This window comes from Citrobacter sp. TBCS-15 (assembly GCF_005280815.1).
GTDB classification, from domain to species: domain Bacteria; phylum Pseudomonadota; class Gammaproteobacteria; order Enterobacterales; family Enterobacteriaceae; genus Citrobacter; species Citrobacter werkmanii.
Genome location: NZ_SZWK01000251.1, coordinates 204205 through 220897 on the forward strand (window position 1 = coordinate 204205; position 16693 = coordinate 220897).

General features: G+C 53.3%; 13 protein-coding genes, 1 tRNA gene and 2 other RNA genes. 3 read left to right on the forward strand and 13 right to left on the reverse strand.

Going from position 1 to position 16693, the window contains the following annotated elements:
• Positions 1-22: 22 nt before the first annotated feature.
• From FDW96_RS13815 to FDW96_RS13875, 12 genes are all read right to left on the reverse strand, one after another.
• On the reverse strand, positions 23-1225 hold the full coding sequence (locus FDW96_RS13815; RefSeq protein ID WP_042311720.1) for a sigma-54-dependent Fis family transcriptional regulator: 1203 nt from the start codon (positions 1223-1225) through the stop codon (positions 23-25).
• A 176-nt stretch (positions 1226-1401) separates the two neighbouring features.
• On the reverse strand, positions 1402-2406 hold the full coding sequence (gene dppF / locus FDW96_RS13820) for a dipeptide ABC transporter ATP-binding subunit DppF (RefSeq protein WP_079225848.1): 1005 nt from the start codon (positions 2404-2406) through the stop codon (positions 1402-1404).
• Entirely contained in the window at positions 2403-3386 is a 984-nt protein-coding gene (dppD, locus tag FDW96_RS13825) for a dipeptide ABC transporter ATP-binding protein (RefSeq protein WP_042311717.1), read from the reverse strand. Before dppD ends, dppF begins: the two co-directional genes overlap by 4 nt.
• A 10-nt stretch (positions 3387-3396) precedes the next feature.
• The gene (dppC, locus tag FDW96_RS13830; protein ID WP_042311715.1) at positions 3397-4299 is read right to left on the reverse strand and encodes a dipeptide ABC transporter permease DppC; all 903 of its coding nucleotides are present in this window, start codon (positions 4297-4299) and stop codon (positions 3397-3399) included.
• 9 nt (positions 4300-4308) lie between these two features.
• On the reverse strand, positions 4309-5328 hold the full coding sequence (gene dppB / locus FDW96_RS13835; RefSeq protein WP_032940634.1) for a dipeptide ABC transporter permease DppB: 1020 nt from the start codon (positions 5326-5328) through the stop codon (positions 4309-4311).
• A gap of 166 nt (positions 5329-5494) precedes the next feature.
• Entirely contained in the window at positions 5495-7102 is a 1608-nt protein-coding gene (dppA, locus tag FDW96_RS13845; RefSeq protein ID WP_038635147.1) for a dipeptide ABC transporter periplasmic-binding protein DppA, read from the reverse strand.
• A gap of 733 nt (positions 7103-7835) precedes the next feature.
• Positions 7836-7968, reverse strand: a non-coding RNA gene (locus FDW96_RS13850) — RtT sRNA.
• A 32-nt stretch (positions 7969-8000) separates the two neighbouring features.
• Positions 8001-8134, reverse strand: a non-coding RNA gene (locus FDW96_RS13855) — RtT sRNA.
• A gap of 32 nt (positions 8135-8166) precedes the next feature.
• Positions 8167-8243 (reverse strand) — tRNA-Pro (locus FDW96_RS13860).
• A 92-nt stretch (positions 8244-8335) separates the two neighbouring features.
• Positions 8336-10030, reverse strand: a complete 1695-nt coding sequence (gene eptB / locus FDW96_RS13865; protein WP_137365838.1) for a kdo(2)-lipid A phosphoethanolamine 7''-transferase — start codon at positions 10028-10030, stop codon at positions 8336-8338.
• Between the two features lie 211 nt (positions 10031-10241).
• On the reverse strand, positions 10242-11444 hold the full coding sequence (locus tag FDW96_RS13870; protein WP_042311707.1) for an MFS transporter: 1203 nt from the start codon (positions 11442-11444) through the stop codon (positions 10242-10244).
• 251 nt (positions 11445-11695) lie between these two features.
• A complete protein-coding gene (locus tag FDW96_RS13875; protein ID WP_042311705.1) occupies positions 11696-12397 on the reverse strand; it encodes an autotransporter outer membrane beta-barrel domain-containing protein in 702 nt (233 codons plus the stop codon).
• A 159-nt stretch (positions 12398-12556) separates the two neighbouring features.
• On the opposite strand from FDW96_RS13875, the gene tag reads away from it, so the two are divergent.
• Positions 12557-13126, forward strand: a complete 570-nt coding sequence (gene tag / locus FDW96_RS13880) for a DNA-3-methyladenine glycosylase I (protein ID WP_038635153.1) — start codon at positions 12557-12559, stop codon at positions 13124-13126.
• On the forward strand, positions 13116-13556 hold the full coding sequence (locus FDW96_RS13885; RefSeq protein WP_061380949.1) for an N-acetyltransferase: 441 nt from the start codon (positions 13116-13118) through the stop codon (positions 13554-13556). The genes tag and FDW96_RS13885 overlap by 11 nt, the downstream gene beginning before the upstream one ends.
• On the opposite strand, the gene FDW96_RS13890 is transcribed toward FDW96_RS13885, so the two are convergent.
• A complete protein-coding gene (locus tag FDW96_RS13890; RefSeq protein WP_137365839.1) occupies positions 13525-15858 on the reverse strand; it encodes a molybdopterin guanine dinucleotide-containing S/N-oxide reductase in 2334 nt (777 codons plus the stop codon). The genes FDW96_RS13885 and FDW96_RS13890 overlap by 32 nt on opposite strands.
• A 159-nt stretch (positions 15859-16017) precedes the next feature.
• Here FDW96_RS13890 and FDW96_RS13895 point away from each other — a divergent pair, with 159 nt between their 5' ends.
• Positions 16018-16680, forward strand: coding sequence for an OmpA family lipoprotein (locus tag FDW96_RS13895; protein WP_003827397.1), 663 nt, complete (start codon positions 16018-16020; stop codon positions 16678-16680).
• Positions 16681-16693: the final 13 nt, after the last annotated feature.

Sequence of the window (16693 nt, forward strand, 5' to 3'; positions counted from 1 at the left end):
CGCCGCCAGCCACTGGCGGCGCTTAACTCACACTCTCCAACTGATAGCTGCGAATTTTATTCAACACCGTCGTATGCGACACCCCCAACGCTTTAGCGATATGCCGCGACGACACATTATCTTCGACCATTTGTTCGATGAGCTGACGCTCAGCACTAAGAACCTGTTCTTTAAAAGGGCGTTCCGTTGGGGCTTGCTCAACCGCGGGTAAATTCACCATTCCCAGTTCGTCCAGGGTAATGACATCCGATTCCGCCATCAGCATCAGACGAATAATGGTATTTTCCAGTTCACGAACGTTTCCCGGCCAGGCGTGATGGTGCAAGGCCGCAAAACAGGCTTTATCCAGGATTATCCGGCGCTGAAATTCCTTCGCGTACTTCTGCACAAAGTGGCGAATAAGCAGAGTGATATCCTGCGGACGCTCCCTTAAAGGAGGAATGGTGAGTGAAAGTACGTTGATGCGATAATAGAGATCGGCACGCAGCAGACGTTGTTCCACCATCTCTTCCAGATTGGCGTTGGTCGCCACAATAATACGTACATTAACCGGTATAATTTGTGCCCCGCCAACGCGACGGATCCCACCATCCTGAAGCACACGCAGTAATTTAGCCTGTAAGCTCAGCGACATTTCACCAAACTCATCGAGAAATAGGGTGCCTTTATCAGCCATTTCAAACAGCCCTTTTTTGCCTTTACAATCTGCGCCGCTAAAGGCCCCTTTCTCATAGCCGAAGAATTCACTCTCCATCAACGACTCAGGTAATGCAGAGCAGTTGACCGGAATAAACGGATAAAACCGCCGCTGCCCGGAATTATGGATAGCCCGGGCCAGTAACTCCTTGCCGGTTCCCGTGTCACCGCGGATCAGAACGGTATATTTGCTGTCGGCAATTCTGATCGCCTTTTCGATAAGCAAGCGCATGCTCTGGCTACTGCAAATAATGTCAGAGAAATAGCGCGGGCGTTCCGGCTCGGACGTTGACAGTTCACTTATCTCTTCACACAGGTAAGCGACGTTAATAATATCGGCGCGCTGGCTTAAACAGGATTGCACGCAGGAAATATCCTGCAGCTGGCGGCACCAGGATTTAATCAGGATCCGTCCCGGCGTGACTTTCATGGAGATGATATTGATATCACAGCAGGAAAATTCCTTCAGGACATCCTCAACCATCGACAGACGATCAATTGTTTTAATATCCCAGCGTATCGTGACCACATTTGCTCCTGATCGTTAGCAACTGCGAAATCGCTATTTCTGTGACAAAAGGGAATCTGACTACATTTTAGACGCTGTGGAATAATGTTCTGCCAGAGGACTCACATTGTGGACGTAAAAACAAAATATAAAAAAACCGGAGCACAAGGCTCCGGTTATTAGGTCATAACCCACGTTTATCGCTGTGGGTTTTCATCCTGGTCAACGGCGAAACAGGCCACCAGCTGACCGCCATAGTCTTTCAACTGCGGCTGAAGCTGGGTACACGGACCAAAGCGGCGGCGGCAACGAGCATTGAACGCACAGCCCGGCGGCGGATTCAGCGGGCTCGGCAGCTCGCCGGTCAGTTTGATACGCTCGCGGCGGTCGTCCGGGTTCAGACGTGGCGTGGCAGAGAGTAGCGCCTGGGTATACGGATGACGCGGATTATTGAAGATCTGATCCTTGGTCCCTTTTTCCACGCAGCGGCCTAAATACATCACCATCACTTCATCGGCAATGTGCTCCACCACCGACAGGTCGTGCGAGATAAAAACGTAGGACAGTCCAAGATCCTGTTGTAAATCCATCATCAGATTCAGTACCTGCGCACGAACCGAAACGTCGAGCGCCGAGACCGGTTCGTCGGCAATCACCACGTCCGGGTCCAGCATCAGACCACGGGCAATCGCGATACGCTGACGCTGGCCGCCGGAGAACATATGCGGGTAACGATCGTAGTGCTCCGTTTTCAGCCCGACTTTCGCCATCATCGCCAACGCTTTTTCACGCCGCTGCTCTTTGCTAAGCGTGGAGTTGATCAGCAACGGCTCTTCCAGAATCTGCCCCACTTTCTTACGCGGATTCAGAGAACCGTACGGGTTCTGGAACACAATCTGGATTTTCTGCCGACGCAACTTCTGCGCCTGCGGGTCGTGCTTGAGCAGATCCTGCCCCTGGTAATACAGCTCACCGCCGGTCGGCACTTCAATCATCGTCAACAGGCGGCCAAGCGTGGATTTTCCACAGCCGGACTCACCTACCACCGCCAGCGTTTTACCGCGCTCGAGGGTAAAGGAGACACCGTCCAGCGCTTTTACCAGGCGTTCCGGGGCGAACATGCCCTTTTTCACCGGGTAGTGCTTTTTCAGATCGATAGCCTGCAACAGCGGCTGTTGCAAGGTGGCCTCATGCGTACTCATAGTGTGGGCCTCCCGGCATCATCAAGTGGGTAGTGGCATTTCGACTGACGACCGCCTTCCAGCAGATTCAGTTCAGGTTCTTCAGCGCGGCATTTGTCGGTTGCATACGGACAGCGCGGGTTCAGCAAACAGCCCGTCGGTCGGTCATATTTACCTGGGACCACACCCGGTAACGAGGCCAGACGCGCTTTATCCTGCGCAAACTCCGGCAACGCGCGTAGTAATGCCTGGGTATACGGATGACGCGGCGCGCGGAAAATATCCTGTGCAGCGCCGGTTTCTACGACTTGCCCGGCGTACATCACGATGATTTTGTGCGCCGCTTCTGCCACCAGCGCCAGGTCGTGGGTAATCAAAACCAGCGCCATATTCTCTTTTTGCTGCAACTCCAGCAGCAGCTCGATGATCTGCGCCTGAATGGTCACGTCCAGCGCCGTCGTCGGTTCGTCGGCAATCAGCAACTTCGGACGACAGGCAATCGCCATCGCGATCATCACGCGCTGGCTCATCCCACCGGACAACTGGTGCGGATACACATCCAGACGCGAAGCCGGATCGGGGATCCCCACCAGCGTCAGCAGGTCAATCGCCCGCTGAACGCGCGTTTTTTTATTGCCGCCCTGATGCACCTTGATGGCTTCCATAATCTGATAGCCGACGGTGTAGCACGGGTTAAGGCTGGTCATCGGATCCTGGAAAATCATCGCCACTTCCGCGCCCACAAGCTGGCGACGCTCTTTCTCAGAGATGCGCTTCAGGTCACGACCGTTAAACTCCAGATTTTCGGCCATCACACGGCCAGGGTAGTCAATCAACCCCATAATCGCCAGCGAACTGACAGACTTACCAGAGCCGGACTCTCCCACAATGCCAACCACTTCACCCTGGTTCACACTGTAGCTAATGCGGTCTACGGCGCGGAATTCGGAGCCTACGTCGCCGAAGTGCACCGATAATTTATCTACATTTAATAACGCCATCTCGAACCTCTTACTGCTTCAGTTTGGGATCGAGCGCGTCACGCAGACCGTCACCCATCAGGTTAAATGCCAGCACCGTCAGCAGGATCGCCAGCCCCGGGAAGGTCACGACCCACCAGGCGCTTTGGGCAAACTGCAGAACGTCAGAGAGCATGGTGCCCCATTCCGGCGTAGGCGGCTGTGCGCCCATCCCCAGAAAGCCGAGGGCAGCCATATCGAGAATAGCGTTAGAGAAACCAAGCGATGCCTGAACAATCAGCGGCGCAAGACAGTTAGGCAGAATATTGACGAACATTTGGCGCATCGCACCGGCTCCCGCCACGCGCGAAGCGGTAACGTAGTCGCGGTTGACTTCCACCAGTACGGCGGCGCGTGTCAGGCGCACATAGTGCGGTAACGCCACGAACGTCAGCGCCAGCGCGGCGTTGCCAATCGAGGGGCCAAATACCGCCACTAGCACCAGCGCCAGTAACAGGCTCGGCAGCGCCAGCATGATATCGACAACGCGCATGATAACGTTATCGATAATCCCGCCAAAGTAGCCGGCGATCAGCCCGAGAATGACCCCCATCAGCAGGGAGAGAACCACGACCAGACAGCCGACCAGCAGCGACAGACGCGCGCCGTACATCAGACGCGAGAGCACATCGCGGCCCACATCGTCAGTACCAAACAGGTGCGCCATCGTGCCGCCTTCCTGCCACGCAGGCGGTGCCAGCAGCGCATCACGGAACTGCTCAGCCGGATTATACGGGGCGAGAACATTCGCAAAGACCGCAATCAGAATCATGATGACAACATAAACCAGCCCGACAACCGCGCCTTTATTGCGCTTGAAATAGTGCCAGAACTCCTGCATCGGGGTCATCGGCACCGGTGCGGCAATAACTTTATTTTCAGTAACCTGTGACATGATGGCCCCTTACTTCTTATGACGAATACGCGGGTTCACCACGCCGTACAGCAGGTCTACCAGCAGGTTGACGAGAATAATCATCGTCGCGACCAGTAGCACCCCGCCCTGTACCACCGGATAATCGCGGCGCTGTAACGCATCGATCAACCAGCGTCCCAGCCCAGGCCATGAGAAAATAGTCTCGGTCAGGATCGCCCCGGCCAGCAACGTACCAACCTGTAGGCCGATAACCGTGACAACGGGCAGCATGGCGTTACGCAAAGCGTGAATGATGATGACCCGCATACGGGTCAGGCCTTTGGCACGGGCGGTACGAATGTAATCTTCACCCAGTACTTCCAGCATTGATGAACGAGTCATACGCACAATTACCGCCAGAGGAATGGTACCCAGCACCATCGCGGGCAGGATCATATGCGCCAGCGCATCAATAAAGTTACCCTCTTCACCCCAGATAGCGGTGTCAATCAGCATAAAACCGGTCAGCGGGTTGGAATCATCAAGGAATACCATGTCGCTCACCCGGCCGGAAACCGGCGTCAGGTTCAACTGCACGGAAACCAGCATGATCAGCATCATGCCCCACCAGAAAATCGGCATCGAGTAACCGGTCAGCGCCAGTCCAACGGCGGTGTGATCGAAAATGGAACCGCGTTTAACGGCGGCAAGCACACCCACCGGAATACCCACTGCGACGGCGAAAATCATCGCGCAGACGCCAAGTTCCAGCGTGGCTTTAAAACGAGGCACGAACTCATCCCACACAGGTAAACGACTTTTCAGCGAGATACCTAAATCACCATGCATAACCCCCCAGATATAATGGAGGTACTGCTGCCACATCGGTTTATCCAAACCAAGTTCGGCCAGCAGTTGAGCATGACGCTCAGGGGAGATCCCACGCTCACCCGCCATGATCATTACCGGATCGCCGGGGATCATATGGACGAAGGCAAAAGTGAGAAGAGTGATACCGATAAACGTGGGGATGACGAGTCCCAAACGTCGGAGAATGAACTGCAACATAACCCGGATTCTCTCTAATGACGCACGGCCTGGAACCGTGAGTCTGTATTGCTCACAAATCTTATCCCACGCAAACTGCATCGCGGGTAAAGCATTACGCCGGATGGCGCTGCGCTTATCCGGCCTACACAACACCGGGGCGCAGCGCTTCCTTGATTGCTTTTAATTATTCGACAGAGACGTTTTCGAAGTGATGTTTGCCTAATGGATCAACCACATAGCCTTTAACTTCTTTACGCACTGGCTCGTACACGGTGGAGTGAGCAACAATCAGAGCTGGAGCCTGATCGTGCATAACAACCTGAGCTTGTTTGTACAGTTCGATACGCTTGTTGTGATCGTCGGTGGCACGCGCCGGCTGGATCAAGTCTTCAAACGGCTTGTAGCACCAGCGAGAGTAGTTGGAACCGTCTTTCGCTGCCGCACAGCTGAACAGGGTGGCGAAGAAGTTATCCGGATCCCCGTTGTCACCGGTCCAGCCCATCATGACGGCCTGATGCTCACCCGCTTTGGCGCGTTTCAGATACTCGCCCCACTCGTAGGTCACAATCTTGGCCTGAACGCCAATTTTCGCCCAGTCAGCCTGAACCATCTCCGCCATACGGCGTGCGTTCGGGTTGTACGGACGCTGTACCGGCATTGCCCACAGCTCAACGGTAAAGCCTTTGTCCTGACCGGCTTCTTTTAGCAGCGCTTTCGCTTTCTCAGGATCGTAACTGTAGTCTTTAATGTCATCGTTATAGCCCCACATAGTCGGTGGGATCAGGTTCTTCGCGGCCACGCCAGCGCCCTGATAAACGGCTTTGATGATCGCTTCTTTGTTTACCGCGTAAGTCAGCGCCTGACGAACTTTGACGTCATCAAACGGTTTCTTCTCGGTGTTGTAAGAGAGGTAGCCCACGTTCAGACCAGCCTGCTCCATCAGGTTGATGTTTTTATCCTGCTTCATACGCGCGATGTCTGCCGGGTTCGGATACGGCATCACCTGGCACTCATTCTTCTGCAGTTTGGCGTAACGTACGGAAGCATCAGGCGTAATAGAGAAGACCAGACGGTCGATCTGCGGCTTAGTACCCCAGTAGCCCGGGAAAGCTTTATACAGAATACGGGAGTCTTTCTGGTATTGCTGCAGCTGGAACGGGCCGGTACCAATTGGGTTGAGGTCTACTTTCTCCGGGGAACCGGCTTTCAGCATGTTGTCTGCGTATTCTTTAGAAAGAATAGAAGCGAAGTCCATCGCCAGATCGGCCAGGAAAGGAGCTTCCGGACGCGTCAGTACGAACTGAACGGTTTTATCGTCCACTTTTTTCACTTCGGAGATCAGATCTGGCAGACCCATCCCTTCGAAGTATTCATAACTGCCGCCAGAGACTTTGTGGTACGGGTTCTGGGCATTTTTCTGACGATCGAACGAGAACACCACGTCATCGGCGTTAAAATCGCGCGTCGGTTTGAAATCTTTATTGTCCTGCCACTTCACGCCCTGGCGCAGGTGGAAGGTGTAGGTTTTACCGTCTTCGCTGATTTCCCACTTCTCAGCAAGGCCCGGGATTACTTCGGTGGTACCGATTTTGAATTCAACCAGGCGGTTATAGATCGGTACGGAGCTGGCATCATAGGTGGTGCCAGAGGTGAAAAGCTGCGGGTTAAAGCCTTCAGGAGACCCTTCTGAACAATAAACCAGAGTTTTAGCCTGTACGCTTGCTGCGACGGTCATGGCCACCAGGCTCAGACCAAGCTTCAGCATCCCTGACTTCTTCAAGGAAATACTCATTCTTCTGCTCCAAATGTGATGTTTGTTGTTTTACCCTTTGCAGTGGGTTTGCACCGCCTGGCCTTTTTTGTTTTTTACCCGGCCGGGTCGGCGTTAAGAGGATGGGGATTCCGTTCACATAAGCGACTGAGTTGCAGTGCGGATTCTCCATGAAATGCCCCTCATGCCCTACAATCTGTCAACAGAATGTGAAAACGTCAATACAGGTAACCGTGATTTACACCAACGGTGAGAATTGACAAACAAAGATTAAAAAAAGTGCAGACGGCTATTTTCAGCAGGGAAATTTGTGCTACGCGCTCTGTACCAGAATAAATATCTTAATATTTAGCAACATTTGGTGATTAACATTTATGCAAATTCTTAAAACTTTCTAAATTAATGCTGCATATCTGAGCGATTAATACCATGAACGTTAAAACGCACAGCGGAAAATGCCAGGTTCAGCCATAAGTAGCGCAAAAAAAGTTTCATGCAAATATAAAAAAAGGCAATGGAATATGTCACAGAATCGTTAACAGTCAGTGGGAAGTGGCGCACAATTTTTGTAGACAAAATGAAGGTCAAAGATGGGTTTGGAATAACACCATACACGCCGGGATGAAACTAAGCCTGTAGGCCGGATAAGGCACCTGCGACGCCATCCGGCGATGCCTCCCGAATTGCCTGATGGCGCTGCGCTTATCAGGCCTACAAATGCAAAAACCCTGCTCGTTGAGCAGGGTTTTGAATTTGGTCGGTGATAGAGGATTACTCGCCACTACGTGGCTCGCCCTGCGGGCCGTTGCTGGCGCAACGTTCTCTCGCTACGCTCGAGTCGAACCTCTTGCCCCCGGAGGTTCTCATCCTCACGGGCTATAATGCAAAAAACCCTGCTCGTTGAGCAGGGTTTTGAATTTGGTCGGTGATAGAGGATTACTCGCCACTGCGTGGCTCGCCCTGCGGGCCGTTGCTGACGCAACGTTCTCTCGCTACGCTCGAGTCGAACCTCTTGCCCCCGGAGGTTCTCATCCTCGTCAATTCCGGAAAGCAAAAAGCCAGCCCGAAGGCTGGCTTTTCTAATTTGGTCGGTGATAGAGGATTCGAACCTCCGACCCCTTCGTCCCGAACGAAGTGCGCTACCAGGCTGCGCCAATCACCGAATGCGGGGCGCATCTTACTGCTCAGCAGCGCGCCCGTCAATCCCTTAGCATCAAAATGCCATTTGATCGGCGAGAAAGTCAGCAGCCTTCGTTACTGGGCTGCAACCTTCTTCGCGTCCGGAATACGGCACCAGTTGTTATTTTCGTTAATACCGCCATTTGGCGAGGTATAACCGAGGCAACCTAAAATAGTGTCGTATAGCTCCACATGACGACGCGGCACCTTCATATCAGCTTCTTGCTTCAGATGCGCGAACACCTTCGCATGGTCGGGATCTTCCAGATACTTGTCAGACATCCACACCAGCATAGGAACGCGGAACTGCTCTGGCGGCGCCATTTTACGCGGCGTCCCGTGCAGGTGCTCACGCTCGTTAATCGACTCACCATGATCGGCGGCGTAGAACACTATCGCTTTCTTATCGCGCAGCTGGTCAAACACTTGCGTAATAAAGTGATCCACATAGGTTACCGAGTTATCGAATGAGTTGATCATCTCAGCTTTTGAGCAGCCGCTATCAACATTGACGCATTCCGGCTTCCACTGTGCATATTCACGGGTGTAGCGCTGCGTATAGTTAAAATGCGAGCCTTTGGTATGCAGAATAATCAGGTGCTTACTACCGTCATCGTTCTGCTGCAGAGACTGCTGCATCTCGGGAATCAACAGCATGTCATCAACGTTTTTGCCACGGTTACGCGGCTCAGCGCCGATCTGCTCACGGTAGGAGATGTTCTCCGCCATGGTATTACTGTAAAACCACATCTCGCTTTGCATTGCGTAAAGGTCTGTCTTGAACCCTAACTGAGTAAGCACGGCAAAAACGTTTTGTTCTTTGAGGGTTCGCTGAGGATTTTCTTCCGCCCCACCTTCACGTACAAACATGCAGCGCAGAGAAAGTTTGGTTGCCGTATCACAGGAATATCCCCGGAACGCGGCCAGATTTTTCTCCTGGGCGAGCCTTGGCGTGGTATTTCGCTCGTAGCCAAAAATCCCCATATGATCCCAGCGGGTGGTTTCGCCGATGATAAACACCACATAGGTGTCGTCGAGGTTCTTCGGCGCAACATAGGTAAACTTTTTGGCCGGGTTCATCAGCGATTTGTTATCTGAAGACTCATCCACCTGCGCCCAGGCGTACAGGCCCAACGCCGAGAGCCAGTTTGACGGTAAATAAGAGTTCGCCACAACCCCGCCATAGCTGGGTAGATCGATGCCAGTTTCCCGTTCAACGCTTCTCTGTTGCATACTCAACAGGCGAATCGGCACCCACACCATCAGACCTGCCAGTAACACCACCGCCACGCTACGCCATCTCATGCCCGGCGTACGAATCTGTCTCATCAGGGTATAGCGGCAGCGGTTACTCCAGATCAACACCAATGGGATAATACTGACCGAAACCAGCCACACGATGAAATGCCAGCCAACCACTTCTTTCGATAAATCAATATCCGTGGTCATGACGGAGGCAATAATACCGTAGCCAATAACCACGTTCAGGAAGGTCATATAATAGCTGGCGCCGGCAGAACACAGCACCACAAAGGTGGCCAGCACACGCCAGGCCCGTCGACCGAATAAAGAGAGAAGCCGTAATAAAAAGAAGGTCACCAGCACAGTGCCGGCTAATTCAACAACCGCAGAGAGTCCTTTCCAGACGGTGAATTCGTGCGCATATCCGCTAAAACGACGGAAAAATACAGCACAGTTCATAAACAAACCGATATAGATTGCCAGCAAGAAACTGAGTTTCTGCTGCGTCATCGACTTAATGTATCTCATGCAAACAAACCCTGGGGATCGGGATAAAAACTCCCTGTGCAGCGGCCAAACAGACTTTACAGGGGAAAAATGCGACAACAGCAGAGGTGAAATATCTACGGGCGCGGGTAAGTAGACCACAAGAGGGAAGAAAAGTGCTTATAGAGAATGCAAATGGCGCATATATTTTTGTAAATATATGCGCCAGGTATTAATCAGACCACTAATAGATTTAGGCGTGCGCCTCGGTATATACGCTACGTTGTGGCTGGCGAATAGTGGTAGAAAGTGCCAGCGAGATGATTAACAGCGCAAAGATAACGCAGAAGGTCACATAGAATCCGCCAAACAGCGAGGCGATAATGGAACCACAAATACTGCCGATACCGAAGCCCAGGTAAATAACCCCGTAGTTTTTAGCCAGGTTATTGAGGCCAAAGAACTCACTCACCAGTGACGGGAACACGGTGATGGTGCCGCCAAAGTTAAATGCCACACAAGCAATTGCCGCAAAGAAAGTAACGTCATTGAGCGGGGCGAAGAGCAGCGCCGCCATACCGACCAGCGAAACTACCTGACCAATGGTGATAACACGAATACGAGAGATTTTGTCGGACAGAATACCCAGAACCAGACGGCCTGACAGGTTAGCGATGGAGATGACGGTCACCGCATTTGCCGCCGTGGCAACATCCATATGCGCCAGGCTCTGCGCAATATCTTTCGCCACGCCAATTACATACAGCCCGCTCATACACGCAGTGAGGAACATCACGGCCAGCATCCAGTACTGTGGTTTACGCATGGACTGCGCCAGGCTGTAGTCGTTCTCGACCACACCATTTTTCGCCTTCACTTCCTGATTCGGCGCATCTTTCATCAGCATGGAGCCAAAAACGATCATCACCAGCACAATTGCGCCCCAGATCATAAAGGTTTTTTCCAGACCCACGGTGCTAAGCAGTTGGCTGTCGATAAATTTAAAACCGAGGCTACCCAGGCCATAAGAGCCGATGGCAAAGGCGGAAATCAGCCCCTTACGCTCAGGGAACCATTTTACGCAGTTGGAAAGGGTTAACAGGTATCCGGCGCCATCCGCCAGACCGACCAGTACACCGGCACTCAGCCACAGCATAATCAGGCTGTCAGAGTGGGCGGTTAAGAAGAAGCCGACGCCCAGTAAGATACCGGAGGCCATGGTGACGCGCTTCACGCCAAAACGTTCTTGCAGCTTCCCGGCGACGGAAGAAGAAATCGCCAGCCCCAGGCTCAGTAAACCAAAGGAAAACGCAACCTGGCTCACCGGTGCGTCAAGTTTAGAAGAGAGCGCGCCGTTAAACAGGCTCCAGGTATAAACAGAACCTAAGGCAAATTGGGTAATGATGGTGCCGATCAGTGTCAGCCAACGGGTACGCTGATAATCAGTAGTTTTCATGGCAGTCTTCCTGCATAAGCAAAATGGGAAATTCTCTGCCAACAACCATACCGAAGCGCCATTTATACCAGGAAAAAACGGCATGAAATGCCGTCAGAACGGAATGAAATGCCTGGAATGCGGAATGAATGACGAGACAAAAAGTTGGGATACTGAACTTTACCGCATGTGTTAGTACACGCTATCGCTGGAAAGCGTGTGATTGTTGATCTCAATATGTAACTGAGATGTATAAACGATGATTGCTTTCGTTAAAATTTGGCACTTACCCCCATGGTGTACATATAGTCGCTGTTGTTGGTACTGTTTTCTGCCTGAGAAAGTGCGGCGTAAGCCGCCATATGTGGATTCAACAGCATATCTGCGCCGACGGTGACATCCAGCCAGTTACCGTCCTGTCCTGCTGTCGTCATGCGGCTGAGACCCGACTGCGTCTTCCAGATATTCTCGCCAAACTGTTGGTTATAGCTGATTTGCGCCCATGGTCGCACATCACCGAACTGCGAATTGACTCGCCAGCCTAACGTACTGACGCTGGCATGCCACATCGGATCGGTCGGTGTTATCGAGGTCGCGCTATCACCAAACTCGTTGTAGGTAGACGTGGTCGAGCCGTCATAATGTAAGGCGGCGACCGGTCCGGTTGTTACCTGCCTGGAAAGAGGAAAGTTCCAGCCCATACTCATGCCGCTGGTCGTATCCATCAGCGTCTGATCGGCCAGATTCACCACCGGCCCCGCCACGTTCTGCGTAGAACGAATTCGTTCCTCCAGAATGTCGTTATAACGTGGTTGGTGATCGCTGTCCCATGTATAACGTTCAGCCGTATGCCCTGACATCGCATCAACGATATATTCTTGTTGCCAGCCATATGCTGTATTGATGGACAGCGCACAAACTACGACGCTCGCCAGAGTTAACCTTTGGCGACCACTACTGTTTCTTATAATCATCAACGCGACTCCAGAAAAGAGCCGAATTCGGCGATATTATTGTCATTGTGTGTAGGAAATCGGGCCCATCAGGCCCTGTATTAAATATTGTCTTTTTAGCTGGCGCGTCAAGGCGGGCCGAATGAAATTTTTACGCCAGTAAAAACAGCGAGGAAGAATATGCAGCGTTGCGGATGGGTCAGCCAGGACCCACTTTACATTGCCTATCACGACAAGGAATGGGGCGTCCCCGAAACCGATGGCAAGAAGCTGTTCGAAATGATCTGCCTGGAAGGCCAGCAGGCGGGATTATCATGGATTACCGTACTGAAGAAACGGGAAAATTATCGCCACGCCTTCCACCATTTTGATCCGGAAAAAGTGGCAGCCATGACCGAAGAGGATGTGGAAAGGCTGGTACAGGATGCCGGCATTATTCGCCATCGCGGAAAAATTCAGGCCATTATCGGTAACGCTCGCGCCTTTCTGACTATGGCGCAAAACGGTGAACCGTTTAGCGAGTTCGTCTGGTCATTTGTTGATAACCAACCGCAAGTGACCTGCGCCGCCAACCTGAGCGATATCCCCACCTCAACGCCTGCGTCAGATGCTCTGTCTAAGGCATTAAAAAAACGCGGGTTTAAGTTTGTCGGCACCACCATCTGTTACTCCTTTATGCAGGCCTGTGGTCTGGTCAACGACCATATCACCAGTTGCATCTGTTACCCAGGGGCACAACATGATTCGTGAATCTAAAGCTGACGATCTGCCGTCAATTCTGGCGCTGTGGATGGAAAGCACGATCCATGCCCATCCGTTTATCGACGAACGCTACTGGCGCGAAAGTGAACCCGTCGTGCGTGATGTATACCTGCCCGCCGCGCAAACCTGGGTGTGGGAAGAGGAAGGTGAACTCAAAGGCTTTGTCAGCGTGATTGACGAACGCTTTCTTGGCGCGTTGTTTGTCGCGCCAGCGGCCATCAGAAGCGGAATTGGCACAGCGCTGGTGCGGCATGTCCAGCAGCGCTTTTCCCTGCTCAGCCTGGAGGTCTACCAGAAGAATCAGTCAGCGGTAAACTTCTACCATGCGCTGGGTTTTCGCATTGAAGACGGCGCATGGCAGGAAGAGACTCACCACCCCACGTGGATTATGGGCTGGCAGGCGGATCAAACGCCGTAAGCGTCAGGGCGGGTCCATTGTATTTTTCGAGCCACGCCAGGGCAGTGTTGCCCGCGCAGCCATTCCCCAGCTTCGAGCTGGGGAGATCTTTGGTCAGCACATTGACGGCGCCATTTTTACAAATACCACCGGCAGTAAGATCCAAATCAGGCCAGGCGCCTTCATGAATGCAGATGACGCCAGGTTTGATCCCTGTCGTCACGACTGCACCCGCCAGAATTTGCCCACGCGGGTTCCACACCCTCACCGTGTCGCCATGCTTAATACCACGAGCGTTCGCGTCCTGCGGATGGATCGTAACGGGCTCACGATCCGCCACCGCATACTGCTCACGCAACGCACTGTAATTCAACTGGCTGTGCAAACGGTGCGCCGGATGGGCGGAAAGCAGCTGTAACTGACCCGGCTCGGCGTTACCAAACCACTCATCAGGCGCCAGCCACATCGGGTGCCCACCACAATCCGCATAGCCGTAACCGGCAATCCTCGCACAGTAGATTTCAATTTTGCCGCTGTCCGTTTTCAGCGGATGCGCCTGTGGATCGCGGCGAAAATCCGCAAACCGAATAAAGTGCGCGCTGGCGGGGTTTTCCGGCATTTCGATCAGGATGTTCCGCTGCCAAAACTCGGTGAAGGACGGCAGTGTGACCTGCTGGCTGGCCCCGCGCTGCCCGGCGATATTGTAAAAGGTCTCCAGCCACGCCAGCTCGCTTTTACCTTCGGTGAATCGTTCATAGCCGCCCTTTTCCCAGCGCTCGCTCAGCTCGGCAAAGACATCAAAATCATTGCGCGCCTCATGCTGCGGCGGCACAACCTGCTTCATCGGCACCAGGTGCTGGTTGCTGTAATCACCCGTCATGGTGAGATCGTTGCGCTCAAACGAGGTGGTCGCCGGTAATACGATATCGGCATGCTTCGCGGCGGCGGTCCAGAAACACTCCGAGATAACCACCAGCTCCGGTTTTTGCCAGGCGCGAATCAGACGGTTGGTGTCCTGGTGATGAGTAAAATTGGCCCCGCCGGCCCACCATAACATGCGGATATCCGGGAAATGTCGGTCCATTCCGTTGTGCTGGTAAAAGCCTCCGGGGTTCTCCAGCGCTTCGACAATTCGCGCCACCGGGATTTTATCCACCGCATCGGTACCGCCTTTCACGCTGCCCTGCATCGAAGCCAATACTGCGGCGCGACGCGTTGGATTCCCACCGTTGGCAAAATGATACGACAGCCCAAAGCCTCCGCCTGGCGTGCCGATTTGCCCGAGCATGGCGGCCAGGGTGACAATCATCCAGTGTTTTTGTTCGCCATACTGCTGGCGCTGCATGCCCCATCCGGCCATCAGCATGGTGGTATTTTGGTGAAATATCGCCGCCAGTTCGCGTATTTTTGCCGCAGTTATCCCACAAATTTCAGCAGCCCACTCTGCCGTTTTTGCGACATTGTCAGTTTTACCCAGCAGATAGTCGGCAAACCGCTCATAACCAGTGGTACAACGGGCGAGAAAGTCTTCGTCGTGCCAGCCGTTTTCCACCAGCGTATACGCGATGCCCAGCATCAGCGCCACGTCGGTACCCATATGCGGGGCGATCCATTCCATCTTATCGCCAAAGAAATCCACGCTTTCCGATCGCATCGGATCGATACAGATCAAACGTTTGCCGCTATCCCGCAATGCCTCAAAGTAAGCAAGACCCTGTTCGTCGGAAGCATTCCAGGCAATCTTCAGGGTATTCAGCGGATTGGCGCTCCATAACACCACCACATCGCTGTGTTCCAACACGACGGGCCAGCTGGTCTGCTGCTGGTAAACTTCGTTGCCGCCCACCACGTACGGCATGATGGCCTGCGCGGCGCCCGTGGAGTAATCCCCCAGATGCCCGGTATAACCGCCCGCCAGTGCCATATAACGTTGTAACAGGGTCGCGGCTTTGTGTAACACGCCGTTGGAGCGCCAGCCGTAGGAACCAGCAAAAATCGAGGCCGGGCCATAGCTGTCACGGATACGTTTATGCTGCGTATGGATAAGCGTCAGCGCGTCATCCCAACTGACGCGAACAAACTCATCCTGCCCGCGCACGCCCTGTGGGCTTTCCGGCGAGGCGAGAAAGCCTTTACGTACCATCGGAAAACGTACCCGCGTTTTACTGTGTACCTGGTCACGCACCACGGTTTGCAAAGAGTTGGGATGAGTGGTGGGCAACGCGCCACGGGAGGAGAAAACGGTCTCGCCATCGGTTTCGACGAGAATAGGTCCCCAGTGGGCAGCGGTTAACACCGAGTAGTGTGCGGGTGAATTAGCCAAGATGGCGCTCCTGAATACGATGTAGCGGCTTATTTATTCTGCCGTTCAATGTTACTTACAAATTTCAGAGTCTTCCCTGGAATTTTCTTCATGTTCACACGTCATAATCAACCGCCACCGTCGCTGTGGCAAAGAAGAATAAGTCATTAAGGAATTGAGATGAAGAAACGTGTTTTTGTTATTGCTGCCATCGTGAGCGGCGCCCTGGCGGTTTCTGGCTGCACAACAAACCCTTACACCGGCGAGCGCGAAGCGGGTAAATCCGGTATTGGCGCAGGCATTGGCTCTCTGGTCGGCGCGGGTATTGGCGCACTCTCTTCTTCGAAGAAAGATCGTGGCAAGGGCGCACTGATTGGCGCAGCAGCTGGCGCGGCTGTTGGCGGTGGTATCGGCTATTACATGGACGTGCAGGAAGCAAAACTGCGCGAAAAAATGCAGGGAACCGGCGTCAGCGTGACGCGTAGTGGCGATAACATCATTCTGAACATGCCAAACAACGTCACCTTCGACAGCAGCAGTGCCAACCTGAAACCTGCCGGGGCTAACACCCTGACCGGCGTGGCCATGGTCCTGAAAGAGTACAATAAAACCGCGGTTAACGTGCTGGGCTTCACCGACAGCACCGGCAGCCAGGATCTGAATATGCGCCTGTCACAGCAGCGCGCGGACTCCGTCGCCAGCGCCTTGATCACTCAAGGCGTCGCCGCTAACCGTATCCGCACTCAGGGTATGGGTCCGGCAAATCCAATCGCCAGCAACAGCACGGCGGAAGGTAAAGCGCAGAACCGCCGCGTAGAGATTACCTTAAGCCCGATCCAGTAACGTTTTGAGCCGG